28 protein-coding genes are annotated in these 26,610 nt (G+C 59.3%); 12 read left to right on the top strand and 16 right to left on the bottom strand.

What is annotated here, in order from left to right:
- Window positions 1-11 precede the first annotated feature (11 nt).
- The 5 genes from ABHF91_RS01380 to ABHF91_RS01360 form a co-directional block, all read right to left on the bottom strand.
- Window positions 12-1,352 (bottom strand): flagellar hook-length control protein FliK, encoded by a 1,341-nt coding sequence (locus ABHF91_RS01380; protein WP_409421715.1) that lies wholly within the window; start codon window positions 1,350-1,352, stop codon window positions 12-14.
- Entirely contained in the window at window positions 1,340-1,675 is a 336-nt protein-coding gene (locus ABHF91_RS01375) for a hypothetical protein (RefSeq protein ID WP_409421714.1), read from the bottom strand. Before ABHF91_RS01375 ends, ABHF91_RS01380 begins: the two co-directional genes overlap by 13 nt.
- 165 nt (window positions 1,676-1,840) lie before the next feature.
- Complete coding sequence (gene fliS / locus ABHF91_RS01370; protein WP_409421713.1) at window positions 1,841-2,227, bottom strand: flagellar export chaperone FliS; 387 nt, start codon at window positions 2,225-2,227, stop codon at window positions 1,841-1,843.
- Between the two features lie 22 nt (window positions 2,228-2,249).
- Window positions 2,250-3,557, bottom strand: coding sequence for a flagellar filament capping protein FliD (gene fliD / locus ABHF91_RS01365; protein WP_409421712.1), 1,308 nt, complete (start codon window positions 3,555-3,557; stop codon window positions 2,250-2,252).
- Between the two features lie 64 nt (window positions 3,558-3,621).
- Window positions 3,622-4,464: a flagellin gene (locus tag ABHF91_RS01360; protein ID WP_409421711.1), complete on the bottom strand. Its 843-nt coding sequence runs from the start codon at window positions 4,462-4,464 to the stop codon at window positions 3,622-3,624.
- Between the two features lie 205 nt (window positions 4,465-4,669).
- Here ABHF91_RS01360 and ABHF91_RS01355 point away from each other — a divergent pair, with 205 nt between their 5' ends.
- The 3 genes from ABHF91_RS01355 to ABHF91_RS01345 all read left to right on the top strand — a co-directional run bounded on the left by ABHF91_RS01355 (window position 4,670) and on the right by ABHF91_RS01345 (window position 6,891).
- On the top strand, window positions 4,670-5,761 hold the full coding sequence (locus ABHF91_RS01355) for a tetratricopeptide repeat protein (protein ID WP_409421710.1): 1,092 nt from the start codon (window positions 4,670-4,672) through the stop codon (window positions 5,759-5,761).
- Window positions 5,650-6,273, top strand: a complete 624-nt coding sequence (locus tag ABHF91_RS01350) for a hypothetical protein (protein WP_409421709.1) — start codon at window positions 5,650-5,652, stop codon at window positions 6,271-6,273. The genes ABHF91_RS01355 and ABHF91_RS01350 overlap by 112 nt, the downstream gene beginning before the upstream one ends.
- 96 nt (window positions 6,274-6,369) lie before the next feature.
- The gene (locus ABHF91_RS01345) at window positions 6,370-6,891 is read left to right on the top strand and encodes an NUDIX hydrolase (RefSeq protein ID WP_409421708.1); all 522 of its coding nucleotides are present in this window, start codon (window positions 6,370-6,372) and stop codon (window positions 6,889-6,891) included.
- Window positions 6,892-7,593: 702 nt separating this feature from the next.
- On the opposite strand, the gene ABHF91_RS01340 is transcribed toward ABHF91_RS01345, so the two are convergent.
- Complete coding sequence (locus ABHF91_RS01340; RefSeq protein ID WP_409421707.1) at window positions 7,594-8,007, bottom strand: type II toxin-antitoxin system HicB family antitoxin; 414 nt, start codon at window positions 8,005-8,007, stop codon at window positions 7,594-7,596.
- A gap of 763 nt (window positions 8,008-8,770) precedes the next feature.
- Between ABHF91_RS01340 and ABHF91_RS01335 the strand changes: the two genes are divergently transcribed.
- Window positions 8,771-9,652, top strand: a complete 882-nt coding sequence (locus ABHF91_RS01335; protein ID WP_409421706.1) for a hypothetical protein — start codon at window positions 8,771-8,773, stop codon at window positions 9,650-9,652.
- 215 nt (window positions 9,653-9,867) lie between these two features.
- On the opposite strand, the gene ABHF91_RS01330 is transcribed toward ABHF91_RS01335, so the two are convergent.
- The 3 genes from ABHF91_RS01330 to ABHF91_RS01320 all read right to left on the bottom strand — a co-directional run bounded on the left by ABHF91_RS01330 (window position 9,868) and on the right by ABHF91_RS01320 (window position 12,006).
- Window positions 9,868-10,263 carry a type II toxin-antitoxin system HigA family antitoxin gene (locus ABHF91_RS01330; protein WP_409421705.1) on the bottom strand — a complete coding sequence of 132 codons (396 nt, stop codon included), beginning with the start codon at window positions 10,261-10,263 and terminating at the stop codon, window positions 9,868-9,870.
- Window positions 10,264-10,439: 176 nt separating this feature from the next.
- Window positions 10,440-11,738 (bottom strand): HipA domain-containing protein, encoded by a 1,299-nt coding sequence (locus ABHF91_RS01325; protein ID WP_409421704.1) that lies wholly within the window; start codon window positions 11,736-11,738, stop codon window positions 10,440-10,442.
- Entirely contained in the window at window positions 11,725-12,006 is a 282-nt protein-coding gene (locus tag ABHF91_RS01320) for a helix-turn-helix domain-containing protein (RefSeq protein ID WP_409421703.1), read from the bottom strand. Before ABHF91_RS01320 ends, ABHF91_RS01325 begins: the two co-directional genes overlap by 14 nt.
- 656 nt (window positions 12,007-12,662) lie before the next feature.
- On the opposite strand from ABHF91_RS01320, the gene ABHF91_RS01315 reads away from it, so the two are divergent.
- The 4 genes from ABHF91_RS01315 to ABHF91_RS01300 all read left to right on the top strand — a co-directional run bounded on the left by ABHF91_RS01315 (window position 12,663) and on the right by ABHF91_RS01300 (window position 19,475).
- Window positions 12,663-12,977, top strand: coding sequence for an addiction module antidote protein (locus ABHF91_RS01315; protein WP_409421702.1), 315 nt, complete (start codon window positions 12,663-12,665; stop codon window positions 12,975-12,977).
- Window positions 12,978-13,059: 82 nt separating this feature from the next.
- Window positions 13,060-13,212, top strand: coding sequence for a hypothetical protein (locus tag ABHF91_RS01310; RefSeq protein ID WP_409421701.1), 153 nt, complete (start codon window positions 13,060-13,062; stop codon window positions 13,210-13,212).
- Between the two features lie 915 nt (window positions 13,213-14,127).
- Window positions 14,128-16,389, top strand: a complete 2,262-nt coding sequence (locus ABHF91_RS01305; protein ID WP_409421700.1) for a hypothetical protein — start codon at window positions 14,128-14,130, stop codon at window positions 16,387-16,389.
- Complete coding sequence (locus tag ABHF91_RS01300; RefSeq protein WP_409421699.1) at window positions 16,374-19,475, top strand: tyrosine-type recombinase/integrase; 3,102 nt, start codon at window positions 16,374-16,376, stop codon at window positions 19,473-19,475. The genes ABHF91_RS01305 and ABHF91_RS01300 overlap by 16 nt, the downstream gene beginning before the upstream one ends.
- Window positions 19,476-19,504: 29 nt before the next feature.
- Here the strand turns inward: ABHF91_RS01300 and ABHF91_RS01295 are convergent, their stop codons facing one another.
- Window positions 19,505-19,876, bottom strand: coding sequence for a helix-turn-helix domain-containing protein (locus ABHF91_RS01295; protein ID WP_409421698.1), 372 nt, complete (start codon window positions 19,874-19,876; stop codon window positions 19,505-19,507).
- Window positions 19,877-20,153: 277 nt separating this feature from the next.
- On the opposite strand from ABHF91_RS01295, the gene ABHF91_RS01290 reads away from it, so the two are divergent.
- The 3 genes from ABHF91_RS01290 to ABHF91_RS01280 all read left to right on the top strand — a co-directional run bounded on the left by ABHF91_RS01290 (window position 20,154) and on the right by ABHF91_RS01280 (window position 22,757).
- A complete protein-coding gene (locus ABHF91_RS01290; RefSeq protein ID WP_409421697.1) occupies window positions 20,154-21,497 on the top strand; it encodes a trypsin-like serine protease in 1,344 nt (447 codons plus the stop codon).
- Window positions 21,498-22,021: 524 nt separating this feature from the next.
- The gene (locus tag ABHF91_RS01285; protein ID WP_409421696.1) at window positions 22,022-22,297 is read left to right on the top strand and encodes a DNA-binding protein; all 276 of its coding nucleotides are present in this window, start codon (window positions 22,022-22,024) and stop codon (window positions 22,295-22,297) included.
- A 124-nt stretch (window positions 22,298-22,421) separates the two neighbouring features.
- On the top strand, window positions 22,422-22,757 hold the full coding sequence (locus ABHF91_RS01280) for a helix-turn-helix transcriptional regulator (RefSeq protein WP_409421695.1): 336 nt from the start codon (window positions 22,422-22,424) through the stop codon (window positions 22,755-22,757).
- Between the two features lie 259 nt (window positions 22,758-23,016).
- Here the strand turns inward: ABHF91_RS01280 and ABHF91_RS01275 are convergent, their stop codons facing one another.
- From ABHF91_RS01275 to ABHF91_RS01250, 6 genes are read right to left on the bottom strand one after another with little or no spacing between them, the layout of a single operon-like run.
- Entirely contained in the window at window positions 23,017-23,430 is a 414-nt protein-coding gene (locus ABHF91_RS01275; protein ID WP_409421694.1) for a type II toxin-antitoxin system HigA family antitoxin, read from the bottom strand.
- A gap of 14 nt (window positions 23,431-23,444) precedes the next feature.
- Window positions 23,445-23,960: a hypothetical protein gene (locus ABHF91_RS01270; RefSeq protein WP_409421693.1), complete on the bottom strand. Its 516-nt coding sequence runs from the start codon at window positions 23,958-23,960 to the stop codon at window positions 23,445-23,447.
- Window positions 23,961-24,011: 51 nt separating this feature from the next.
- A complete protein-coding gene (locus tag ABHF91_RS01265; protein WP_409421692.1) occupies window positions 24,012-24,800 on the bottom strand; it encodes an HDOD domain-containing protein in 789 nt (262 codons plus the stop codon).
- Complete coding sequence (locus tag ABHF91_RS01260) at window positions 24,797-25,300, bottom strand: site-specific integrase (protein ID WP_409421691.1); 504 nt, start codon at window positions 25,298-25,300, stop codon at window positions 24,797-24,799. The genes ABHF91_RS01265 and ABHF91_RS01260 overlap by 4 nt, the downstream gene beginning before the upstream one ends.
- Window positions 25,301-25,311: 11 nt before the next feature.
- Complete coding sequence (locus tag ABHF91_RS01255) at window positions 25,312-26,016, bottom strand: Arm DNA-binding domain-containing protein (RefSeq protein ID WP_409421690.1); 705 nt, start codon at window positions 26,014-26,016, stop codon at window positions 25,312-25,314.
- A 10-nt stretch (window positions 26,017-26,026) separates the two neighbouring features.
- Window positions 26,027-26,242 (bottom strand): hypothetical protein, encoded by a 216-nt coding sequence (locus tag ABHF91_RS01250; RefSeq protein ID WP_409421689.1) that lies wholly within the window; start codon window positions 26,240-26,242, stop codon window positions 26,027-26,029.
- Between the two features lie 124 nt (window positions 26,243-26,366).
- On the opposite strand from ABHF91_RS01250, the gene ABHF91_RS01245 reads away from it, so the two are divergent.
- Window positions 26,367-26,576: a helix-turn-helix domain-containing protein gene (locus tag ABHF91_RS01245; protein WP_409421688.1), complete on the top strand. Its 210-nt coding sequence runs from the start codon at window positions 26,367-26,369 to the stop codon at window positions 26,574-26,576.
- The last annotated feature ends 34 nt before the right edge of the window (window positions 26,577-26,610 follow it).

The following is a 26,610-nucleotide window of genomic DNA, read 5'->3' as shown; positions in this document are numbered from 1 at the left end:
AATTTTCCTCGTTATACCCGGGCATCCAACAGGCCCCGCCCGGTGGCCGTCGCACGGGGCGCGGCCGCTGATGTCTCGGACGCAGCGTCGGCGTTGGCCGTCACCCCTTCGTCCAGCAGCCAGGCCTGGGCGGACTGCCCCTCCTGACCAAAATGAATGTCCACCGCCACCCCGGCGCCAAAGTCCGGGATCAGCACCTGGCGCAGCTGCTCCCGGGTCTCCTGCAGGGCCTCCCTGAGGCTCTGATTGCTGGTGTTGATCTGGATGGAGAGGCGATCCCCCTCCTGGCGCAGGGCGATTTCCAGCCGACCCAGCTCGGGCGGGTCCAGCCGTATGTAGGCAAGGCTCTGACGGTTATCTGCCTGCAGTCGCACCCGGTCCCCCAGGCTGGAGACCAGCTGGCCAGCCCACTCGTCCGGCTCGCCCTGCAGGCTCAGCGCCCCCAGGCTCTGCTCACTCACCACCGCGTTGGCGTTGACCAAGAGCGAGCGCTGAGGCGCGGCCGTCGGCAGCAGCCCGGCCAGATCCACCGCAGTCAGGGCGGTCGCGGCCGAGGTGACTGCGGTGGCGAGGGGTTTCGCCTCCTCCTGCAGCCACTGGCTGCCCAGGGCCGTCGCACTCAGGGGGTTGAACAGGGAGAGATCCCGGGCCACCCCGGCCAGGCTCGCCACACCCAAGGCCGCCTCACCGCTCACGCTGTCGGCGCTCACGGCCGTCGCGCTGGTCTGGTTGACGGCGGCACTGCCCAGGCTGACCCAGGCCGGCAGACTCCAGGCCAGCATGGCGGCGGCATCGACCTCGGCCAGTCCCGCGGCGTCCGCCGTCGGCGGCACCGCATCATCGACCGCCGAGGGCGCCGGTGATGCGGCGACCGGATGGGGCGTCGGGCCGATGCCGGCCACGGTGGCCAGCAGGCTGTCGGCCTCGCTCAAGGTGGCCTCACTCTGGGCGGGCTCGCTCAAGGCCGGCTCGCTCTGGGGCAACTCGCGCGGGGCGGTCTGCTCCACCGGCAAGGCAGCATCCGGCTGGTCGTCGGTTGCCGGCAGGGACGGGTCTGGGGACGTCAGGGGCTCTGGCGCCGGCAGGACCGCCAGGGCCCCATCGGCCAGGGTCACAGACCACCAGGGATCCTCGCCGCCCCCCTCGCAGGGCGCCGCCGCGTCTTCATCTGTCTGGGCCAGTGCAGACGGCGTTGCCGACGTGTCCTCGCCATCGCCGCAGGCGTCCTCAGCGGACGAGGGCAACACAAAGGCCTGCGCCCCCGGCTCCTCGCCGGTTTGGCCGGCGGGGCGCAACAGGGGCGAGGTGGCGGAGGCAGTGGCGGACGAGAGGGACTCGGTTACGACCACCATTGGCTCTCCTGATAGGCGCGGAGGCCTTCCCGGTTGTCTCTGAGGTGTGCCATGGCCCGGCCCAGCTCCTGGCTCTTCTGATCCAGGCCCTGCCAGGCCAGCTGATGCAGATCCCGCAGCATGGTCAGCTCCTTGGCAAAGTGCCGCTTCACCTCGGGGTGCTGGGCCAGGGCCGGCAGCTGGCTGGCGATCTCCCGGGCCAATGGCCCGATGGCCTGCCAGTCCTGCTGACTGATCAGCCGGGTCAACTGGGAGATCCAGGCTCGCAGCCACTGCTGCCACTGGTTCAGCATCGCCTGCCGGCGAGCTTGGTCTGTTTGCATGTGATTCGGCGCTCCATCGGATACTGCTACCGGCTGCCTGGGTGCCAGGCGATGACCTGAGAGACAGCAAAAATTACGCCAAATAAATTTTATCTATTTTTCAATAAATTACGTTTGAACCCTTCCCCGGGAGGAATTGCGCTTTCCGGGCGACAGGCGGAAATCTCAGGCGGCGCGGGCCGCCACCTGCTCCCAGCCTTCCCGGATGTTGCGCATCAAGTCAGCCACCTCACCAAAACCCGCCGCCTCGTTGCGTACGCTGGCCTTGAACAGCCGGCGGCCACAATAGGCATACAGCTGGTGCAGATTCTCCGCCAACTCCACCCCCTGGGAGCGATCCAGGGAAGCATCCAAGGCCCCCAGGATCCGCATGCTCTTCTTGATGCTATTGCCCTTTCGCTCGTAGTTGCGGGCCAGCAGGTGACCCTCCGCCCTGGCCAGCTCATCCAGCAGGCCGTCCAGCAGCATCAGCACCAGGACGGCCGGCGAGGCGGTGGCGGCCCGCACCTGGATTTCGGATTGGCGGTAGGCATCAAAACCGGTTTCGTACATGCGTCTCTCCTGCCAGGCCCGCTTACAGCAGGCTGGCGTTGCTTTCGAGGATCGCCATGGTGGCGATCATCTGGTTGAACTGGGCCAGGTAGCGGTTGTAAAGCTTCTCCATCTTGGTATCCCACTTCTCCTGCCGCTCCTCGACGCTCTCCAGATTGTCCTGGGCGCTCTGCAGACTGGTGGCCAGGATGCCGTTGGTCTTGGTGAAGGGATCCAGATAGTCGTCCAGGGCATCGAAGATGCCGCCCGTATCGCTGAACACCTGGGTCAGGATGTCCGGGTTGTCGGACAAGGCATCAGACAGGGCGTCCTCGTCGATGGACAGGGTGCCGTCGCTGGAAAATTCCAGGCCTAAGTCCGCCAGCGACATGCCATCCGGCAGGGCGCTGCGCAGCGTGCTCTTGAGGCCGCTGATCAGGTTGCGCACCGTGGAGTCGCCCTCCAGATCGCCGTCGTCGTCGTAAAGTTCCTTTAAGGATTCAATCAGGTCGTTAAAGCTATCCACCACCGACTGCAGGTTGTCCTGCACCGTACTGTCGTCCGCCTCCACCACCAGGCTCACCGGCGAGTCACCGTCGTCCTGGGCCTTCTTCAGGGTGATGGTCAGGCCGTCGATCACGTCCTCCAGGGTGTTGCTGTCGGAGGTGATGGTGACCTTGTTGGTGCTGCCCAGCTCTATGATGGCGTCCTGTGCTTCGTTGAGCACCGTCAGGCTGTCGTAGGCGCTCTGGAAGGTGCTGGTGGCCGAGCTGCTGCCGGCGGTGAAGCTGATGCTGTCCACCCCGGCTTCCTCACCGGAGTCGTCGCTGGTGATCATCAGCATGACGCTGTCGCCGCTACGCACCAGGCTGGCGGTGACCCCGGGGTTGTCGCTGGCGTTGTTGATGGCCTTGACCAGATCCGACAGGGTGGCATCGCTGTCCAGGGTGGAGAAATCCAGGGTGAGGGTGTCGCTGCCGATGGTGATGGATAAGGTGCCATCGGTGGGCATCAGAGTGTCTGATGAGTCAAAGGTCATGGCCGACTGATAGGTCTGGGCCAGCTGCACCACTGTGATGCTGTACTGGCCGGTGGCCGCCGTGCCGTCGGAGCTGACGCTGAAATAGTCGTCATCGCTGACCGAAGTAGTCTGGGCAGCCAGGGCGTTGTCATCTTGCAGGGTTTCCAGGCTGTCCTGAAAATCCGCCAACAGGCTGTCCAGACTAGTCAGGCCGCTGACCTGGGCCGAGTACTTGTCGTATTTGGCTGACAGCATGCTGTCGGTACCGGCTCGCTCGGCCTCCACCATGGCGCTGGCAAGCGACGCGGCATCGTAATCGCTATAGGACATGAAAAGACTCCAGGTTCAAAAATGAAAACACGCCCGCGCCGACCACCAGCGCGGGCTTCCCACCTTATTGCAGCAGGTTCTGGATCAGGGACTGAGCATCGCTCACGGCGCTCAGGACGGAAATGCCGGCCTGTTCCAGCAGCTGTTGCTTACTCATCTCTGAGGTTTCCGCGGCGTAGTCGGCATCCATGATGTTGCCGATGGCGGAATCGGTGTTTTCCTGCATGTTGGTCAGGTTGTCAGAGATGTAGTCCAGACGGTTGATGGAGGCACCGACCTGGGAGCGCACGCTGGTGATGTCGGTCAGCATGGTCTCCAGATTGGTGATGGCCGTGGTGGCATTGGCGGCAGTATCCAGGGTATCGGCAGCGGAAGTCGTGATATCCGTGGTGATGGTACCCAGAGAGGTAGACAGATCCACGGACAGGGTCTCGGCGGAGGAGGCGCCAACCTGGAATTGCACGGCACCGGAACCCAGCAGGCCAGAGGAGGACAGCAGATCGGTGCCACCAAAATCCGTATTGTCCATCACGCTGGTCAGCTGGCTGGCCAGTTCGTCGTATTCCGTCTTCATGGCGGTACGGTCATCGGTGTCGTAGGTGTCGTTCGCTGCCTGGGTGGCCAGGTCCTTCATTCGACCCACGATATCCACCATGGACTCCAGGGCACCGTCGGCGGTGGACAGCATGGAGGAGGCGTCTTCCACGTTGCTTTGGGCTACAGCGATACCGTCGCTCTGGGATTGCATGCGGGTGGCGATGGCCAGGCCGGCAGCGTTGTCAGCGGCAGAGTTAACGGCGTAACCGGTGGACAGACGCTCCATGGCGGTGGTCAACCGATCGTTGGCGGAGGACAGGGAGTTCTGGGTCACCATGGAGGCGAAGCTGGTTTGTACGGACAAAGACATGGGTATAGCTCCTTAAGTGGTGGCAGCCGCGTCGGCAGCCTTGGCATTGACAAAGAGCGACCCCCTTGGCCGGAAAATAAAATCCAACCGATAAAATTTTCTTTGTCTCTGCACCGCCCCTGCCGGCTTCAGTTTTACCGTCCGGCGGTCGCTCTGCTTGGCAAACGCCCGCGTATCGCACCTGCCTGCAGAAGGAACTATCCGGATGAGCCCAGCCCCCTTCATCGCCACCCGATCGGTGCCCAACGCTCTGCCCCTGGCCGGCCTGGCGCTGCTCAAGGAAGCGGTGTGCCACCATGCCGCCGGACGCACCGCGGCGGCCATAGTCCCGTTGGATCGCTTCCTGCAGCAGGTGCCGCACCACTTTGACGCCCTGCAACTGCGTGGCCAGCTGGCGCTCGCGCAACAGGATCATGACACCGCCCTCCGCAGCTACAGCACCGCCATCAGCCTGCAGCCCCTCAATCCCATCCCCTACTACAACCTAGGACTCTGTCTGCAAGCACTGGGCAATCCTGAGGAGGCCCAACGCCTGTATGAGATGGCCCTGGATCTCAAGCCGGATCTGGTCCCCGTACTCAACAACCTGGGGCTGGTGTTGCGCCAGCAGCAGCGCTTTGAGGCCGCCCTGGCTCGCTTCGAACAGGCCATATCCCTGGATCCCAGCTACCCCTTCAGCTATGTAAACCGTTCCGGATTGCGAGTACGCCAGCACCGGTTGCAAGAGGCCCTGAGCGACTGCAATACGGCCATACAGCTGCAACGAGACTATGTGGATGCTTGGTTCACTGAGGGTTTCGTACTCTCTGAGAGCCTGCGCTATGAGGAGGCCATCGCCGCCTACCAGTACGTGCTGGCCCTGGCGCCGGATCATGCCAAGGCCGCCTTCGCCCTGGCTGTGACCTGGCTGTTGCAGGGGGACTTCGCCGCCGGCTGGCCCCAGTATGAGGCCCGCTGGAAGAACCCCGAGCTGGGACTGCACCGCCTGGCGGCGAAGCACGAGGAGTGGGACGGACACGTGCCGCTGGCCGGTCGGCGGGTACTGGTCTATTTCGAACAGGGGCTGGGGGATACGCTGCAGTTTGCCCGCTTCGTCCCCCGGCTGGCGGATCTGGCGCCCAGGTCAGGCTGTTGGCGCAGCCGGCCCTGCGCCCGCTGTTACAGGGGTTGGATCCCCGGGTCGAGGTGCTGGACCAACTGCCGACCACCCCACTGGATCTGGCGGTCCCCCTGCTCAGCCTGCCCCACCGACTGGGACTGCTGCAGGAATCGGATCTGCATGCCGAACCCTACCTGAGCGCCGACCCGAACCGCCAGGCGTATTGGCAAGCCTGGTTGGGCCCCCGCCAGCGACCACGCATCGGTCTGGCCTGGAGCGGCAACCCCAAGCACCGCAACGACCATGAGCGCAGCCTGCCCCTGGCCGAGCTGCTGCGCCTGCTGCCCGAGGGCCTGGAATATGTGGTGCTGCAAAAGGAGATGCTGGAGGAGGATGCGGCCCTGCTGGCCCAGACCCCGGCCCTACGCCGACCGGCACTGGGGGACTTTGCCGACAGCGCCGCCCTGTGCAGCCAACTGGATCTGGTGATCAGCGTCGACACCTGCGTGGCTCATCTGGCCGGTGCCCTGGGTTGCCCCCTGTGGCTGGTGCTGCCCCAGAACCCGGATTGGCGCTGGCTGCTGGCCCGGGAGGACAGCCCCTGGTATGAGCAGATCCGCCTGTGGCGTCAACCGAGCCACGGCGACTGGCCGGCGGTGATGACCGCCGCGGGCAGAGCCCTGCGTCACGTGTTCCGCCTGCCGGGCTAGACAACCGGCTGGTCACCTCCACCGGCTTGCCCTATGCTAGGACCCGGCCGGCGCGCCGTCGGCCGGCTTGTTGGTTGTCCACCCGCGAGGTCCCCCATGTACTGCCCACAATGTGGCCGTCCCGGCCTGCAGTCCCGAGAAAATCATGAGGTTCGCTGCGATTGCGGCTTTCACTACTTCCACAACGTGGCGGCGGCGGTGGCCGCCATACTGCAGTGCGGTGACGAGATACTGGTGACCCGCCGTGCCCGGGAACCGGGCAAGGGGCAATTGGACTTCCCCGGCGGCTTTGTCGATCCGTCAGAGAGCCTGGAACAGGCCCTGCGCCGTGAGCTGCGCGAGGAGTTGGGGCTGGAGATCGCAGGATGGCCCTGTCACTGGCTGGGCTCAGCCAGCAACCGCTACCCCTATGACTGCATCCGCTATTACACCTGTGACAGCTACTTCCATCTGCCGCTGGCGGCCAAGCCAGCCATCCTGGGCCAGGACGATGTGGCGGAGGCCTTCTGGCTGCCGCTGGCCGCGCTGGATCCGGCCGCCTTCGCCTTCGACTCCTCCCGTCAGGGGCTGGCCCTGCTGCACAATCGCATGGGCAAACGCCCTGACACAGAGGCATGACTTGGTCGCAGGCACGAAGAGGCGGGGGGCTGGAGGCCAGAGTTGGAAGGCGGAAAAACAAAAAGCCCTTAAGCTGCTATAGCTTAAGGGCTCTGTTCAGTGGCGGAGTGGACGGGACTCGAACCCGCGACCCCCGGCGTGACAGGCCGTGCCAGCCTGATTTTCTTGAATGACATCCGCTAACAATACCTGTAATCGATTGATTTTAATATCATAAACCAAAAGACACCCGGTCACGCAAACGGCACTAATCTTTGGTCACGGCATGGTCACGGTCACGAAAACTTATGTTTTTAGTGACAACTTTTTGATCAGTCTCGTGCTGCTCCAACACTATAGCAAGGCGCCATTTGAGGTAAAACCCCATGGCACATCGGACCGCTACGGCATGGATCTGTCGCGGTAAAAAGCTCACGGCAGGAGGGACAGTGTAGATACCGAGGAAAGCCAATTAAAGAGATCTTTAATTGGGAGACCACACATTAAAGAGCTCTTTAATGTGGTGGGCCTCTGTTATCACCTTAGCCAATGTTTCTGAACACAACCTGCGTAGCCGGAGCGGACTGTACCCTGCTGATTCAGGTCAAATCCATTTGGCGCGATGCGAGGATTGCGGAGTGAAATTGACATCTTCACCCCTGGATCGACGTATAGGGATTTGTCATCCGTCTGAAGCCTCTCGTTAGACGGGAGGCTTGGGTTTTATCGGCTATTCAGTTCGAGCCGACGACCAATTGCTGACAACGCCTCAGCCAGCAGGTCGATCTTTGTGGTGTGATGCAAGTTGATGAGACGCTGCACGTTTTGACGTGGCACCCCTAGCCGACGACCCAGTTCAGCTTGGGTGACGTGCTCTTCGCACATGGCGTTGAGCAACAGCACTTTAGCCCATAAGCTGGGAGGCACGGCCACAACCTCCTGGTCAGATGCCGGCACTGACGGAAGCGGCACCGGGCGGTTGTCCTCGAAGTAAAACTCGAAGGCCGTTATAAGTGCGTCCTGCGCTTCTGTCAGCGCCTCGTCTCTGGTATCCCCACCAGTCAAGGCTTCCGGTATATCTGGAAAACTAGCCATCCAGGTGTTGCCATCACGATGAATCATTACGGGATAGCGCATAGTGATCCTGCAGTTTGATGCAAGAGCCCCCCCCCTTTCAGGGGGAGGCTTAGTTTGTTTGGTAAACTTATATGTAAACCGTTTTGATTACTTTGGCGAGAAAAATCGTAATCCTTTTTGATTACACATTGAAATGTCTGTGATTCACTCCTTGTCCATGAGGCGGTTTGGAGGTTGGCCTTTCGACCGAGATGTGTAGCTGGCGGGCGGGCCCCAAAAGAAGGCGTTGGAGGTGGGGGGGTCAACGTAAACGGCCAACAGCTGCAACGAAACGTTGTGATGACACTACACCCTGGAGAGAGCTACCCTCGCCAGTTCTGGTCGAAAAGTTACCGTAGCTCCCGGGGCTCCCGCCGGTTCAGGTCGAAAAGTTACTGTAGCTCCCGGGACTCCCGCCGGTTCGGGTCGAAAAGTTACTGTAGCTCCCGGGACTCCCGCCGGTTCGGGTCGAAAAGTTACTGTAGCTCCCGGGACTCCCGCCGGTTCAGGTCGAAAAGTTACTGTAGCTCCCGAGACGCCCCCGGTTCGGGTCGAAAAGTTACTGTAGCTCCCGGGACTCCCGCCGGTTCGGGTCGAAAAGTTACTGTCGCTCCTGGACTCCCGCCGATTCGGGTCGGAAAGTTACCGTGGACGCCGCCGCTCCTGCTTGAACCAGTGATCTAAACACTTCTCAGCCGTGCCCGGTAGCTGGAATTTGCTTTTTCAGCCCCCACCCCCTTTGCCCACTGTTGGGCCAACTTGGTAAGCTCGGAATATCAGCCTTGTGGCTGAACAAACCAACCGGCCACGGGCCAACGCAAAAGGCAGCCGTATGACAAATCCTCAGCAGAAATCACCCCAACCAAGCAGGCCGGGCCAGAGACATAACCAGACAAGAAAAAAGAAACCGGCAGACTCCTCATCCCCGTCGCAACTGCAACAGCCGGCACGGCTGCGTGGTTTCGTATCGGAGCTCATCAACAACGAAACCCGCAACGCCATGGTCACCGACATGGCCGGCAGCCTCTACTTTCTGAGAGAGTCAGAGTGGCTAACTCCCGATAACAAACTGGCCATTGGCACCATCGTTGAATTTACCCCGGGTGTGGTGAATAAAGGCCGAGCCGCCCTCAAGGCCCGTTCCCTCACCACCAACTCGCTAGCTACTCCGGAAATGGATGACGCCTGGTTGAGCCTGGCGACCGCCGAGGAGCAACAGGTACAGGAACGCCTCAAATACCACCAGTTGGCCACCCTCGTTGTAGATCGCAACTACGCAGTAGAAGATGCTATCTGCGAGATTTATGGCATCAGCATTCCCGAGAACATTGAATACCCTGAGCGGGCATCACTGGAGGACAAGGAGTTTGTCACCGCCGTGCTGCCCACCAGCTTGCAGTCCAAACGACACTCGACAGCAAAGCGGCTGACTAGAACCCTAAGCCTGGATTCGAGTCATCTACTGGGGTTTTTGCGGGGCAAGTTGAGCTACCGAGTTGCCCTGGAGCGCAGTCTCAAGAACAGAACTGATAAGGTCAGTGATCGGGTGGAAGAGGCCGAGATGGAGCAGCAGCTTCAAACCGAAGTCGAAAATGACTCCTCCTTGAATGAAAAGTCCCCCAGTTTGCTTCAGACAATGATCAACTGGGCAACCAAATCCCGTTGATTTCTACAAACGCCCTCGCTATCGAAGAGGCAGTGTTCAGGGTCTATCGGCGCCCCCGCCGCTAACCACGCCACTTCCAGACAAGAGCCCCCAACCTCATCATGCTTTGGACTGGAACCATCCAGCCCAAAGCATTCTTGTCTTCACGACAAGACGTATAAACCACCATTTACCCACCGCGCTCCAGTGTGTAAATCTTCGTTGTCATGCTTAATCTAGCGTCTTGCAGCTGGTGTCCTGCTGGGCATTGATAAGGGGTAATCCGCTATCAGGCTTTCCAGCGGTATCTGCAGGCCCTGGTGCAGGTTACGGATCATCGACAGCGTCAGCTTACGTTTTCGATTAAGGATGTCTGCAACCTGACGGCTCTTGCCAAGGTAACGCACCATGTCATCCGGTGTTAATCCCTGCTGCTCCATCATGAATTTGATGGCCTCCACCGGATCTGGCTGCGCCATGGGATACTGTTTGGTCTCGAATGCTACGATCAGCGTTACCAGCACATCCAGCTCGTCACCCTCGACTGAGCCGATCTCGGCCCCCCATAGTTCATCAACGCGGTCGAGCGCAGACTGGTGATCCTGCTCTGTACGAATTGGCCTGATATTCATTGATGGCTCCCTCATCATCAATAAGGACAAAAATGCCCTTCGCCGACACTAACACTTAGTTGCCCAGCAGCCCGTGCGACACGGCACACCATTAGCGCACGGACTCATGCCCCATATCCCTACAGCGCCTTATCTGCCCCATCCGGCATCACAGCGGATACAGGTGGCTGTATAGCTCAGAGCTCCATGCCATTGATGTCATCCACCTCGTCCAGCAGATACCGACAACGCGCCTCGACCCACTGCTGGTAACGCAGCAGGTAGTCACTCTCATCTGGTGAGGTGGCGTAGCGGGCCGGGAGCGACTCCAGCTGCCCAAGCAGGCTCTCCGCCAGGCGCTTAAGTTGGCGGCTGACCAAAGGACGAGGCAGCTGACAGCTGTCGGCAAAATCCGCCAGCTGATAGGCATGGATGGCAGAGGCATTGAATTCATCCCCCAGCGCCATGGCCAGCTCCTGTTCAAAATCAGGGTAGAGGGCGATGTTGACCAGATCATAGAAGGGCGCCAGCGCTATGCCTGTCTTGCCAACAAAGAAGCTGAGGTTCTTGCCATGGGCATCGGCATTGCCAATCAGCAGGTTGAACAGAACCCACTCCAGCATCGCCATACGGGTTGCAGCCGGATTGCTACAGGCATCGGCAAAGGCGAACAGGGCGGGCAGATTGGCGCCATCACGGATATGGGCCACATCGCGTCCCGCGCCAAAGTTGCGCTCATATTTGTAATCGGGGGGGAGGTTCAACGCCTGGCAGCCATCGATAAGATGACGGCGTCGAACCTGCTCAGGCAGCTCTGCCTTGCGATCGAACCGCGTGACCAGCAGAGCTGGATGGCCGCCCATCATGCACCGCGCCACCTGAGCCACGGTCAACTGACAGGCACGGGCCAACTGCATAGTGACGTATTCATTCAGCACCAAGTGAGGCAACTCTGGTCGCTCGAATTTCAGGATGTGCGTCGAACAAAGCCGGCCTTCACCAAAGCCCATTCCCCGCTCAGGATCCATCAGCACATTGAGCTTATCCTGCACCCCTGCCACCGACAGACGCGGTTTGCCATCCCAGACGGTGAGCCCCAGCTGTTGACGAGCGGCAAGCCGCTCGGCCAGTTCCTGCTCGCTGACGGCGCGAAACTGTGCCGTAGCCGCTGGCTGCTCTCCTGCGGGTAACAGAGTCAAGGCCCCGGAGGTTTCCTGGCCGATAGCCTGCACCAGCGCAAAGGTGTTATGCCGCGCCAGTCGAAAACGCGCCAGCAACTCCTCCAGGCCCGGCCCTTCGGGCAACAGATTGCGCAAGAAACGCTGCACGTTAAGCGGCGGGATCTCGCCGATCAACGGCAAATGCGGCGAGAGGGCAAAACCCCGCTCCTGCCAGGCGGCGGCATAATGCCACCGCAGTTGATCGTCACTCAGTTGCAAGGTAGCAATCTGCTCGGTCCCCAGAAACACAGCAAGGCAGGGTTCAGCACCATTCATCAGCCGTCTCCGTCTCGCTCTGCCAGGGCACCATCTGCAGGGCAACGCCGAGCCCTGCGCAGATTTGCAGCACGCTGCCGAACTGGACCGTTGGCACCCCATGTTCCACTTTCATCAAGGTATCCTTGGCCAGGCCACATAAGGCTGCCGCATCGCTGAGCGTGAGCCCGCTCTGCGTGCGGCGGGCGCGAATAGCCTCGCCGAGCAAGGCCGGCGTCAACGGGCGATCCAGGGCGGGGGTCGCGACTATCTTGATGCTGCGAGACATAAATATCCCATTAGGTCAGGATTATTGGCACAGACCAGTGTAGCAGGGCCAATAATCCTGTGATAGCAGGATTATTGGCCCTTTCACGCAAGTCCAACCCATAAAGTCGACAAGGGTAGGATTAATTGCAAGACCGTGGCTAACCGCCACCGATGAGATGCTGATGGCTACGCTAGTCTCGAGGCGGCCAGGCGCAGAATGCACCACGATATGGCTTGGCAGATTCGACATCTGCAGGGCTATCGCTTCATCCCTTGCCAGCCGTCACTGGGCAATGCCGATGGTGCCAGAGATAACATCACAGCAAGAAGCTCATCGCAGCCCCCTCGGCGACGTAAACTGGTCAGCGATATTAACAACCCCAGTCCGACGACATGGTACCAATGCGGAAGGGTTGCAGATAAAGTGAACCCATTCGATTGATAATAATTCTGACGCGACGCGGAGGTATTGCCATGGCTAAACCAGAAAAGGCGCAGGCCGAGGCTCGGCTAGTCAGGCTGGCGATGCAGGATGTGGCAGACGGTCGAACCATGACTGTCGAGGAAGCGTTTAAGCGCCTGCACCTAGCACGCAAAGTGCACACCGCTCCCAAAGGAGCACATTAACAACCCGTATCGAATCGCATCTGATCCGTGACTTGGCAAAACAAGCGGATGGAACAACGAGCAAAGGCAGCGGTGACCGAACAAATTTCCGACTACGATCCAGCGAGCGCACTGGACGGCCCAGAGGCAATTGCGATGTTCATCGCGGATGCCCTACACACTGGAGATGCGGCCTATGTCGCTAGCGCGATGGGCGTGGTTGCTCGCACCAAGGGGATGACGGCGCTGGCGAATGAAACCGGGCTGTCCCAAGAGCAGCTTTACAAATCGTTCAGCGAAGGCGGTAACCCTACCCTGAAAGCCATGCTGTTAGTGCTGCGGGCGCTAGACGTTTATTTGACCGCCAGGCCACGTCAACAATAATGGTCTGAGAAACTGAAGTCTCTCTAATGACGCAGCAATGACGCTGTGCAGTTCCATCATCATGCATGCCTGGAGGTGCGAAATGAACTGGCCACTCACCATCACAGCACTGGTTATCGGCGTTGCTGCGGCACTCTTTGTCACCGCAGTGTATTTCTGCTACGACCCGTCAAAAAAACACTCATCATCGCCGAGCGGGCGAGATCATCAAGAAAAAAAAAGCCCAACAAAATAGACCCCGGTCGCCGGCCACAGAGGGGTTCGGCGAGTTTATCTTTTCAGGATAACTTTGCTAACTTCCGTATAACTGTGGATTACCACCGCATCAACTCCCAGCAAAACTCGCCTTTTTCGCTGTTAAAATAACAGCGTTACATTTCGTTACAAATGACAATTCAACATTTTAACCAATTGATAAATAAAAAATAGCGCCCCCATTTAGTACAAAAAACGAGCAGAAATTGAACAAAAAATAAATGGCGTGCCTTTTTGCCATTCATTTCCAGTTTTGCTTTCGGGTTAGCGTTGGCACAGACGTTCACTACACGAGAGCTATAGATGTCAGCGATTTGCACCATTAGCAAAAACACCATCGTTAAGCTCCATCCTGCAGCCCGCAGTGCATACGAATGGAGCCAGCTTTATCCGCGCTGGATCTCTCCTCATCTGTTTCCTGCCGAGCTCAGAAACGTTCTCGGGCGGACCGATTTACGCTGTGTGATTCAGTCAGGAAACAAAGAGCAACGGCCAAAAACCCGCGAATTTTTATTCTACGCCCCAATATGGTCGGCAACGTACTGGGCGTCTGGGTTGCCTCCCATTGGCTCTCGACTGATTTATGAGACTGGCGGCACTGTGCCCACGGATGAACAGATAGAACTCGCATCTTGGAGTTCGGCATTACAGCCATTGTTGCTGTCAGTGCAGCCAACTCAGATTGCGTTGCTGCGAGACAGCTTGCGGTCAATGATGCCACATTCTGTCTGTCAGCGACTTTTTGATAAGAGCAAAATTTCAGATGCTGATATTTGCCTCTGGACGGGACTCAGCAGGGGCGCGTTGATAAAACAACGAGCTTGCCGAGCTGATTCTAATAGTGATGAGTCCGTCGATCTGGTCAGCCTCTTATCAGCGAGCGTGGATGACTGATATGTCACAGAAAATCAGACGTCGAAAAATGTTGGTCAGACTCAATCGTCTGCTGACGCCCCGCAGCCTCAACAAACAACATCGCCTGGCTGTGTTTCAGCGATTGAACTCCCTGCTGAATTCGATTCCAGCCGATTACTGGGGCTCATTCGGCCAATTCCTGCCGAAAGTAGAGGGCCTCGCCCGGCGCCATGCTCAATGCCAGATCAGCGATAACAGCAATTCGGTATTTGAGTCGCTGCGCAAATCAGGACAACTAACCGGCGCGCATTATGCGGCAGCCATTTGCACGCCCATCTGCCATATCGAACCTGCAGATCATGAAAAATACGAACAATGGCTGGCGATCACCCTACTCTGCTGTCTGCAACTCGAAAACATCGGAAGTCATCAATCCGCTATTCAGTGCGCACTGCGCGAGATCCGTCTGATTGCTACGGAAACCAAACATAAATCGTTACTGCAATCCCTGCCGGATCCGCGAGAGGCATCCTCGTTATGGGAACTGAACCTGGCTCTGCGGACAGCTCGAGCAGACATGGATGCCCACTCTCGTAACGAGGAAGAGCTCCGCGGCTTGAGCTATCTGCATGTCGTCATCAATGACGCATATAACAATCGCACGGGTATTCAGCGTACTCGGACTATCCGTGTAACGATTGAGCGTGAACAACAGCTGAGTCTAAAAAGTGACCCCGTGCTCGATGACAACGATATCGAGGTCGCCGAACTGCGGGTCACCCCGTCGCCCACCGCTGGCGGACCAGATGAGACCGATGAGCCCCTGCTCGTCCGGCCAGGCCAGGTGCTACGAGTGCAGGTCCCCGGGCCGCATAAATCCACGGCCATTCAGGCGCTGCAGGGGCAACGACTGGCCGAACAGCTCAGCATCCGCAATCAATCGTTGCCTTGCTCCTACGATCAAGCGACAGACTGGGATATTCAGCATCTTATCGCCGAGCTCCTGGCCCAGCTGCAGGAGGACGCTGAATCGGCAGTCACGGCAGGCTGGCTGTTGTTGTCGCTGTGTAGCGGCCGGGATTCCAACTGGCTCTGGCAAGCCCATCAGAAGAGCAAAATTTTACAGCTGATGAAGGGGCACCCCTGCCTGGTGATTACACACAGGGTGCCAGCTGGAATACAAAAAGACCATGCCGATCAGCTACTCCCCGAAATTAGCGACAAGCTCTATCTGGCGCTGCCCAGCCAGCTCACGGCCTGGTTTGGCGCGGGGATCCAGTCCCCCATTTCCTCAGATGCCACATCGCTGCTCAAAGCCATCAACGAGCGCCACTTAACCCGTTTGACCCTGGGCCGGATCAGCCGTTATCTCAAGCATTCGTATATCAATGAGGGGCGAGATCGCGCAGAGATAGCCCTGATCCGGGGAATGACACATCAGGAGCGGCCAGCACTGAGCTACAGCAATTTTGATGTGAATCCGCTGGTCGAGCATTACTACGCCTATCTCAACGCTATTTTTTCTCTCGCAAACAGCTCGCCACAATTACCCCCGCGGCGCCCGATCGCAAGACGTCTTGGCAGCAGATTGAACCTGCCCAAAAACGTGCTGCAGAACTGGTTTGCCTTGCTTGCCAGGCCGCTATCGGCTCGGCGTGACGCCAGCCTGCAGGCCGCAGTGACATTTCATAACGCCTATGTGATCTACACTTGGGCGCTGCTCAGCTTTGCCACGGGCCACCGGGATGTGACCGCCCCCCTGGGGCAGCTCAGCGATTACAATTCAAAGCAAAAAAGTTGGTGGATCAGCGACAAAGAAGTCCGTCACGGCTTGGCGGCCAGGACCGTCTTACTGCCCGAAACCGCCGCGCAGCAGGTCACCCACTATCTGGATCATCTGCATGCGCTGGCCACCCGCACAAATTTTGTCGTCCCCCAGCTGTCACAACGCTGCCAGTCTGCGCTGCAAAGCAGCGGCAACCTGCTGTTTGCCATCGTCGAAGCTGGCGACCTCGGCTTTGTGACACAAGATCTGACGCCCAAGCTGCTCAATACACTGCTGCAAAAACGCCAGCCTTGGTCCCGCAACTGGCCACGGCATCATCTGCGCAGCGAGCTCAAACGCCGCGGATTTTCGGGTGAGATCATCGATGGCTGGATGGGACACGAGGAAATCGGCGAAGAGGCGCTGGGGCGGCACAGCTGCCTATCGATGCAGCATCTGCAGCGTATCGCCGACGCCATCGAGAACATTCTAAATACACATAAAATTGAGGCACACAGCGGATGGCAAACCCGTTAATCCTATCCCCCCATCGTCGGGAAGCCACGCAACAACTGGGCCGGCAACATCGAAAGGCCGAGCGGCAGAAACAGGATGAAGCCGTGCTGCGCAGAGCGCTGGAGATCTTCGGCAACCTTTTGCCAGAGATGATGAAGGATCCTGCCGATACCCAGCGATTCGATGCCCAATGGCCGAAAATCGATCAAAAACTGCGGCACGAGCTCAGGAGCGAAACCGCCTACCGACGAGCCTACGGTTTTTTGTGCCGGCAGATCGAACGCGGCAATCGCTCCGGCTATTGGAGCATCGCCACCCCGACGCCGTACCTGACCCTGCGCCGCCAACGCCCATTGCGCTCGCTGAGTTGGCAACACCAGGCCGCCGAATTTGCCGTGATTGCAGAGCACTGGCTCAGTAATCTTTCCCCTGCCAACAGCCCGGCACAGCACTTTGCCCGCCTGCTGACCGGCGCCGTGCTGTTCGGCGGGCTGGCCCGTCCCGAGCTGTGGCCCGCCCTGGGCCAGGCATTGATGCGACCTCGCCCATTGCTGGGAGACGGTCAGTATCTGTGGCTCCCTCTGCAAGTGGATGACAGCACGACCCTGGCGAGCAACATCTATATAGATGAAGAAGACGACAAGCTGCCGGTCAGCCAGATCCACTACGCTCCGCCGCCTCTTGTGCTGGCCCTGCTGCAACTGTTTTTGCGTCAACGGCCGGCCGGCTGGCAGGCCCCGAGCGATGTCGTCTCCTGCCTTGCATTGATCAATGACGAGTTGGGCTGCCAGCTTAGTGCTTCCGCCTTCAGTCGTGGCGCCATGGCATGGATGGAGCGCCAGCCCGACGTGGCCCTGCCCCAGGTACTGCTCGAGTATGCCATTGGCCGAGTGCCCAGCGCCGCCCTGCCCCACTGCTACTGGCAACGACTGCTCCGCCCTGCTCGCTGGCCCTGCCAGCCCAGTGCCTTTGCCGAGTTTCAGCCCCTGACGCTGTTATCCAAGACAGCACAGTCGTCAGTCCATGCCGGCCACTCCAGCCAACCGTATCTATTGGAGTCGTTGCGTGAGCTGTTCAAAGTCGATCCGAACAGGCCGAAACCGAAGCGCGAATTGATCGAAGAACTCGCCGGCTTACAGGGATCCGCACTGACGCTCGCCGAGCAGATCCTGGTGGCCTGGTTGCATGCGCATCTGGCAGAACGGGACAACGCAGCATCCACCGCTCAGCGCTATCTGCAAGCAGCAGGAGGAGAGTGGCTGGGCGCGACCCTAGAGGTCCCGCTGGCTGAGCTGGCCGGTGAGGAACTGCATGAGCTGTATCAGTCCATTCTAAATCGGCCACGCAGCCAGAAGGCCCAGCATTACCTCGCCGAGCGGCTCGAAGATCTGCATCGGTTTGCAGTACAGCAATTCGACCTGGCGCCGCTGCCCGCGCCATTGGCCGAGGGCAGCAAGACCCGTTTGCATGTCAGTGCCGCCATCGTCGATGAGCCGTTGTTTGCCGCTCTGCTCGATGAGATTACCCACTTGAGCGATCTCGACTGGCAGCAGGCACAGGCCACCCAGTGTTTTCTGATCCTGGCTTACCGCACCGGGCTGCGGCCGGCGGAGCTGGCCAAACTCCGACTCAAAGACGTCGAGCCATCTGCCATTGGCTGGCTATTTGTGCGCGAGAGCCGGCATGGTCACAACAAGACCGAGGCGGCCCTGCGCAAAGTGCCGTTGTTCCCGCTGTTGCTGGACACAGAGCACCCGATCGTCAGCCGCCATCTGGGTGAGCGTCGTCTGCTGGCCCAGAGTGCGTCCGAACTGCTGTTTCATGCCCCCGACAACCCCTTCGGTCAACTGGACACGACGCAACTGGCGCTGATGGCTAAAACCCTGCTGGGTCAACTCAGCGGGGGGCTGGATTACCGCCTGTATCATCTGCGCCATAGCGCGCTGTCGCGACTGCAACTGTTGCTGCACCAGGATCTTGTGCCGCTACCGGCGCTGGTTCAGCCACTGCTGCCCTATACGGCCGCGCAACGCCATCAGCTACTGCAACTGATTGCCGGCAAGGATCGCCTCCGGGACCGCTATGCCGCCCTGGCGGCCTTTGCCGGCCATAGCAGCCCCGGCATGAGCCTCAGCACGTATCTGCATTTCACCGATCTGCTGCTCCAATGCCATCTGGCCCAGGCTCAGATCCCCTGCTCGGAGGCGATGGCCGCTAATCTGCTTGGACTGCGCCCCCATCGCATTCGTCGCCTGAAGCAGGATGGGGACATCACCCCACCACGGCTGGAAGCCTATTGGCGTAAACGGCTCAGCCCCTATTTGGCTCCGCTACCGGCACAGCCGAGGGCGCCCCAACAGCAAGAAACAAATGGCCCAGGCATAGTGCGGCAATCGCATTATCTGCCGGCGCTGGCGGTGTTAGGCCGCATTCAGGCGGGCTACGATTACCGCGAAACCGCCTTTTTCTATCAGCTATCACAAGAGTTGATCGACCGCTGGCTGGCCACGGCACAGGCGCTGCGCGGGCTGACCACCCGCAAGGGCTTACCTCGGCTGTTTCCCAAGTCCCGGCGGCATCAACTGCTCCCCGCGCAGCCGGTGGGCATTGCAGAGAGACTGGATGTCGCCAGGGGCCTGCAGGCTTGCCAGCTGATGCGTCGTGACAGGCAACAACTCGCCGAGTTGCGCTGGGCTATCCGGTACTGTCTGCTCAACAGCAACAGTTCACGGGCCGGGATCCGGTTTGATAATCCAGCAACACTGCAACGCTTTATGGCCGTCGTGACGCAGCTGTGCCCCTGGGCGCGCTGGCAGTTGTATCTGCAATATCCCAAAGGCAAGCGAATTCAGGCATGGGATTGCCAGCAACGGCTGTGGATTGAGCGCATGGTGCTGAAGAAAGCCGGCCCGTATCCAGACGGTCTGGGTTGGCTGTTGCTGCGCCACGCCGAAGAAGAGGCCCGGGTCGCCAGCGGTCTGCAGCGCTACTCGTCCCACGCCTTGCGGATCCTGTTCCACCGGCTGGCCATCATCTTTTTTAGTGCCGAACAGGTACAAACATGGGCAAGTGCCGGGCAAGACAGCGCAGGCGACGCATCAGCATAAAAGGAGCGGTGGCACGCCGTGCGCGCACATCAGAAGGAATCGAGGAAATTAAGCAGGGCCCGTCGCTGCTCGGCACTCATGCGTTCCCACCGCTGATCCAGCCGCAGTTTCAGGCCATCATCGGCCAGCCGGATACTGTCTTGCCGAGCGCCAGTGCAGGAAGCCAACTCCGGCTCATAATCCATCAGAAACCAGCTCATGGGAGCACCAAGGAAGGACGCAATATTGAGTAAATGGTGCAGGCCGATTCGATTGGCCCCGCGTTCGTAACGAGACAGTTGCTGCTGAGAAATCCCCAACTGCTCAGACATCACAGCGGCGGAGAGCCCCAGCTCCTTACGCCGTTTCTGGATCCGCTTGCCCACCAGCGAGTCCAGTGCCGTGGTCGATTGTTTGGACATCGGGTCCCCGCTCGTTTAGTCACAACTCATCACCAAACGAGAATTTCGGCTAGTTTTACTCTTGTTGAAACATCACCAAAATTGTAAATTCCAGATTAATCACCCAATGAGAGTATTCCAGTCTCTCATTTACCGAAACCGTGCTTTCAATCAAAGTCGGGCTATTGCCTGGCATCAATTGGCACAGTTAAATTGCACCCTTTGCCATACCTGTCTCGATATACGCACAGCGGCGCCGTAAGGATCTGCGGATCCACGCCTCAGCAAGGAGCTATAAATGAAAAAAAACCTGATCGCCTTGGGGATGTCCTTGGCGATGACCATGCCGGCTTTCGCCGGTTCCAATGGTACTCAGCTGACTGACAGCACCTTTGATGATTATCTGGTTCGGGTGTTTAGCGGGAGTGAATCCTGTGGTGGCCAACTGATCGCCGGGAAATATGTCGTCACCGCCGCTCACTGCGTTGCGGATGCTTGGGGTTCCAAGCTCAGTGATGAGTGGATGGCTATTTCCAGTGATGGCGTCCTGACCGACGAGCAAGTGAGTGATGCCGATCTGAAAATCTATTTCGGCAGTGCCACCTACACCAGCGGCACCAAGCTCGGCGTATCTGCAGCCACCCTGTTTCATGACTACGTTTATCGTTATCAGAACAGCTCTTCTACCAGTGATTATGACACTGAGGTAAAGAGTGAGTGGGCCGCGGAATACGGGTTGACCGATGATGATGTGCTGGGTTCGTTCAGCGTTTTTGGGGACATTGCCGTATTCACACTCAGTGAGTCCGCGCAACAACAGACAGCCGCCACGCTGATAACCTCCACTAAGAGCATTGACGATGAAGTGGATGTTCGTTGGGCTGGTTGGGGGATTACCGAAGAAGGTGGTAGCGCTCCGGCCACAGCGAACTACGGTTACATGACCTACACCGCATTCCCGTGGGATTCTTGGTGGACACAAACCACTACTGCGGACTGGGAACGTGCAACGACCAAAGACGGTTCTATGTTTTGCGATGGTGATTCTGGCTCTGCAGTGACCATTGACGGACAGGTGCTGGGCTATGTTCGTGGTCATACCGGCGACTGCGGGGATAGTGACTCAGATTTGCGTATTACAGCCGCCCGGTTCTACATTGACTGGCTGGCTGAGCAGATCGATGCGGTGAACACCGTCAGCAAGAAGGACCTGACCGTTGACGCGGCCGGCGCCCACACTGTGACCTGGACCATTCCGGTTCAAAGTCTCAAGGTGGACGATGTAACCTTCAACCCGCAGATCGTGGATTCCACTGGTCTGTTCACCTCCGACGACCTGAGCAACTGTGAGGGCACTTTCGCCACGGGCGAGAGCTGCGAAATCACGGTGACCTTCAACGCCGCCGGTGCCACTGTCAGCAGCGATGCTTCTGCTACCCTGCAGCTGAATGATGACCTGAGCATCCCGCTCAGCTACACCATCAGCAGCACTAGCAGTGATGACAGCAGTGATGATAGTTCTGACGACAGCAGCAGCGATGACAGCAGCAGCTCCAGCAGTTCAGGTGGCGGTGGCTCTGCCAGCTGGATGGTACTGATGGCCCTGGCTGGTCTGGCCCTGCGTCGCAAGTCACGTCGTTAAACTGAGGGATGGGGCCAGATCCTGGCGCCAGGCTAGCGTAGAGTTATCCAGTGAGGATATGGCTACGCTAGCCACTCAACCAACCGGTGCGGAGGTGACAAAATGAACTGGCCCCTGACCATCACGGCGTTGCTCCTCGGCGGCGCTGCCGTCCTCTACGTTGTCGCCGTGTATCGCTACTATGACCCGCAACAACATGTCACCCAGAAGAAGGTGCCTGGACGTTGGCATCGGAAGAATAAGCGAGTTCGCCAATAGCCCCCTTTCATCGCCCCATCCGGCTATGGAGCCAGGCATGAGCCACGAACCCCAATATCCCCCTATCACCGCCGCAGACGGCAATGTGTTTCTGGCTCTGGGGTTTGCCCCGCCGAGGCAGAACAGTTGCTCGCAGACTCACAACACCGCATCGCGGATAAGCTGGCCCGCCGCCAGGCCGCCGCGTCGCACAACCACCGCCATTAGCTCTGCCCCACGGGGGACAACACCCAAGACCAATCAAACTGAGCCCGGGAGACACCAAGATGGGAACACTCAAGGAACTGATGGACCAGCTCTCGCCTGAATCGCATCAGCGGGTCCGAAAGATGGCCGATGAGATGCTCATGAAAGCAACTTTCCGTACTTTTGACCCGGCGAACTATTTGCAGGATGAAGAGCATCGGCAAGCCTATCTGGAAGCAGCCCGGGAAGAGGGCGATCCAACCTTGCTTGCAAAAGCACATCAGAATGTGGAGCGCAGCAGAGCTAACACCTCAGCCTCAGCGCCCGGCGACCAGGGCGCCGAGACAGACGAATAACCGCACCCCATCAGGCACGGCGCAGCTCCACCTGATTTGGGATGCAGGGTTAATTCTGATAGTGTCCCGATATTGGCACCTAACTCGATATTTTCGCCATAATGTCCCCAAATAGGAACTTAGCGTGAAGATCAGCAACGACGATTCACCCGCCATCATCGCCCAGGAGTTGGGAGCCAGATTGAGACAAGCCCGCCTGAATCTGAACGTAACGCAGGCATCCCTGGCGCGCCTGGCGGGTGTCAATCGGAAAAAGGTGATGCACGCAGAAGCGGGCGAGACCGACCTGCTCACGCTGGTGGCGCTGCTGCGGGCGATGCGTCTTGCCGACAAACTGGAGCTCTTTCTGCCCCCGGTGCCCATCTCCCCCATTCAGCTGGCCAAACTGGCCGGCAAACGGCGACAACGGGCCTCCGGCGATGCCTGCGACAGCACCAATACGAAGAAATGTGCGTGGTGAGCCGGCCGTTATTCATCCGGTCGTGCCCTGGCCATTAGGGAAACAGCCATTGCCGCGCGGTTTATTCACGGTGCTTCACTGTCTGGTGTTCACCTTAGGGCCAGGTGTTTACGTCGTAAACACCTGAACAGATGTGGCCGGCCTAGGGAGGTGTTTACACCGTAAACACCTGGGCAGGTGTGACTGATTGAGGGATGTTTACATGGTAAACACCGAGTTTGGTGGCGGGGCGACTGGCTTTTGTCTTACCGGCCAGCGTCTAGAAAAACAGCGCTGGCGACAGATGAAAGCGTCGACTTAACGCGGCTATCTGGGCCTGGGTCAGTTGGCGGCTGTCGTTGCCGCGCAGAAACTTGCGCACCTGGGCGGCAGAGCCCAATTCCGGCAGATCCTGTTCACCCAGCCGGTGCTGGTTCATCAGGGTGCGGATCAGGGCCATGCCCGGATCCAGCCCGGCCAGTTGCTGATTGAACTCGCGAAACGCCGGGGCCTCAGACTCCCAACGTTCGATGGTCATCGACAGTATCTCGATAAGCCGCGCATTGCCATCGTAGTCCTTCAACAGGGTCTCCAGCAGCGCCAGGGCCTGCCGATGCTCGGCGTCATTGGTGATACGCGCCAGAAAAGGCACCTGCTGCAAGGCCGCGTTGATTTGCTGACAGGCCTCATACATAGGGACGTTCTCCTTTAGTTGACCGGGTGGTTGGCGGCCCAGGCCGCCGTAGCGCCCCTGAGCAGCTCGAGCTGAGTGGCCTGCTCCGGCTCAAGTGGGAGAGGCAGGTCGTCGCGTCCCGCCAGCAGCTCCAGCGCCGCCAGATAAGCGGCACGATCTGGCAGGCGCCCGTCCTGCAGAGCGCCAATCAGCTGGGTCACCCGACACCAGTAGGTCGATGCGAGAAATTCATCCATCGCCTCGCGAAGCCCCAGATCCTGACGACCAAAATATTCCGGCGACGCAGGCTGGTAATCCTCGGCAAACATGTTGTTGACCCTGTGCTCCTGACGCAGATACGCCAGGGTAGCGAAGAAACAGGACTCGCACAGGTGGACTTCGTAGCGCTCGGTATCGTGCTGTGAACCATAGCCCCAGTGGGCCTGCAGGGTGCCGAACTCCGGCCCGCACTCGGACGCTGTGCTGTCACCACACACATCGCACAGTACGTCGGTCACCTGCTCGGTCGGTATCATGGCCGTGACTTTCATCTCATCACCTCGCTGGGAAATATCCTGCCCCCGTCAGGGGGCACAATGGGGTTAGCCGGCAAGCGATGCCTTGGCAAAGGCCCGTGGCCAGTTGCTGACCTCTGCCGACAGACGGTCGCACAAGGCCACCAGATTGGCCGGTTCGCTATCATGGCCCCGCCAGCCGCGGGATGGCGCCAGGCAACGGCTCAGCATCTGTGCCTGCCGGGGCGCCGCCCGCCGCAGTTCGGCCAGCGGACGGGCCAGCCGATGCTGACCGCCAGGGGCCATATCCATGGGGAGATGAGCCATATCATGCAGCAGCCCCCCGATAAAGGCGATATGCGCGCTCACCGTATCCGACCGATGCCGCCGGCACAGTTGGGCCGCCGTGGTAGCGACCTCGTGACTGTGCGCCAGCAGTCCGCCCACATGGTCATGCTGAGGATGATGAGCGGCCCGAACCTGGAACAGGGGCGCCATGATGGCATCATCATTCAGTACCGTTAGATAGAAGGCTCGCAGGGCCGGTTCGGTTATTTGCGTCGACAATGACCAGAGATCCCTCAAGATGGGCTCCTGCCCGACCTGCAGCCAGGCAAAGTGTCGCGCCACCAGCGCAGGCGCAATGCCATCGAGCCTCAGGGGTTGCAGATCGGTTAGCGTGCCTTTGTTCAGATCCAGCCTGAGCAGCAGCAGTTGGCCGGTGGGCATGACGTTGGCCATCAGAGCCGGCACCAGCGACAGGGTCATACTTTCGCGGGGAAAGCGCAGTTGCCAACGTTCATGCTGACCATGCCAGCCCAGTCGCTGCGCCCAGGCCAGTTGCAGCGAGTCCTCACACAGCAGTTGCTGATTCATAGCACCTCCTCCGACTCGTCCTCATCCAGCCACGCCTCGTCATCATCCAATGGCATCTCCTTGTCCCCCAGCAGCTGTTCGAAGGCGGCGCCGTCACGCCCCATCAGGTTGGGTACATAACGGGAGTAGACCCGGAACAGCATGCTGGTGTTGGCATGCCCCAGCTGTCGGGCAATCCACTCCGGGCTCTCCCCCGCCGCCAACCACAACGTGGCCGCCGTATGCCGGCTTTGATAGGGGTTGCGCTTCTCCAGCTCCAGCATGGCCAGCAAGGGATACCAGACCCGCCGTGTGACATTGCGATGATTGAGGGGCTCGCCGTTGCGGGCGCAGAAGACGAAGGCGCTTTTCTTCCCTGAGTAGGCCCACTGTTCGCGCAGGGCATCATAGACCCGTTGGCTCATGGCAATGGAACGGTGAGAGCCGCCGGTCTTGGTGGGGCCAAGCTTGCCGCGCACCAGCGCCTGGTGGATATGAATGAGACGCCCGGTAAAGTCCACATTCTCCCAGCTCAGCCCGTCAATTTCGCCGGTCCGCATGCCGGTGAAGAAGCGCACCGTATAGTAGGGTCGAAAGTCCGCGGCCGCACCCGAGCCAGGATCCGCTGCACCTCATCCAGGCTGAAGGGCTGCACCTGGGCGCGCGGCATGGGTAGCGCCTTGATGTTGCGCCACGGACTCTCGTAACCAAACCGATCCGCCGCCTCGTTCAAGATGAGGCGCAGGTAGGTCATGATGTGATTGATGCGCGATGGCGACAGCCCCCGCCCGGTCTGCACATCCGGCTCGCACAACTGCAAGCGCAGCGCCAGGATCTCCTGCTTGGTCACCGCAGCCACCGGCGTATTCCCCAAGGCGGGCAGCAGGTGGCAACGCAAGATCCCCTCCACCGTCTCGTACTGACTCTGCCGCCACTCCACCCGCTTCTCCTCCAGCCACTGTCCGGCGAAGCGGTCAAACAGCATGCGACCGCCACTGGCATGGCGCCGGCTCAGCAGATCGATGTGTCGAAAGAACTCCACCTTGGGACTGCCTGGAAAGTGGTGCCCATAGTCGAAGGTGCCCGCCCGCATTTGCTGCTCCAGCATGGCCAGCAACTTGGTCATGCGCTGCCGGTTGCTGGCCGTATCCGCCAGCCGGGTCTGTTCCCGGCAACGGATCCCCTTGTAACGAAAATCCAGATAGAGCTTGCCGTCACGGCTATTGACCGATCCCATACCCGCCCCCTTATTCCAGGTGGCCGATCAGATCATGCGCCGCCGCCCCCTCCAGCATGGACTCCTCCACCCGCTCCCAGATGTAGAGGATCTTGCGACCGCCGAACGGCCGGATGTAATGCACCCCTTCAAACAGCACCGCATCCTTCAGGCACTGCCGAATGGTGCGCGCGTCGTATTTGATCCGTGATGAGAGTTCTTCAGTCGTCAGATAGGTATGTGCCATAATCGTAACCTCGCTTTTTTCTCTTCTGATTAAACAAATGACCCACAGGAGAGAAATTAGCACCATTTAGCATCATTGCAAGCGCTTTTTGCTACGCTGCAGGTATTTTTTCACTGGAGGATTCATGGTTAAGTGCCACCTCTCCCGAATCTTAGGGGAGCGAAAGCTCAAGGTTGCTGAGGTTGCCAGGGATACCGGCATCAATCGGAACACGCTACATCGTCTCTACAATGAGACGGCAACCAGAGTAGATCTGGAGGTGATAGAACAGATCTGCCGCCATCTGCAGATAGAGGTTGGGGACTTGTTTGAGGTTGTCGACTCGGACGAATAAAATGAACCGCCTGGTAGTCAAATGATATCGATAG

It is taken from the genome of Pseudaeromonas aegiceratis, assembly GCF_046254905.1.
GTDB classification, from domain to species: Bacteria; Pseudomonadota; Gammaproteobacteria; order Enterobacterales; family Aeromonadaceae; genus Pseudaeromonas; species Pseudaeromonas aegiceratis.
Note: the sequence above shows the minus strand (reverse complement) of the source record. Positions and strands in the feature narration are given on the sequence as shown.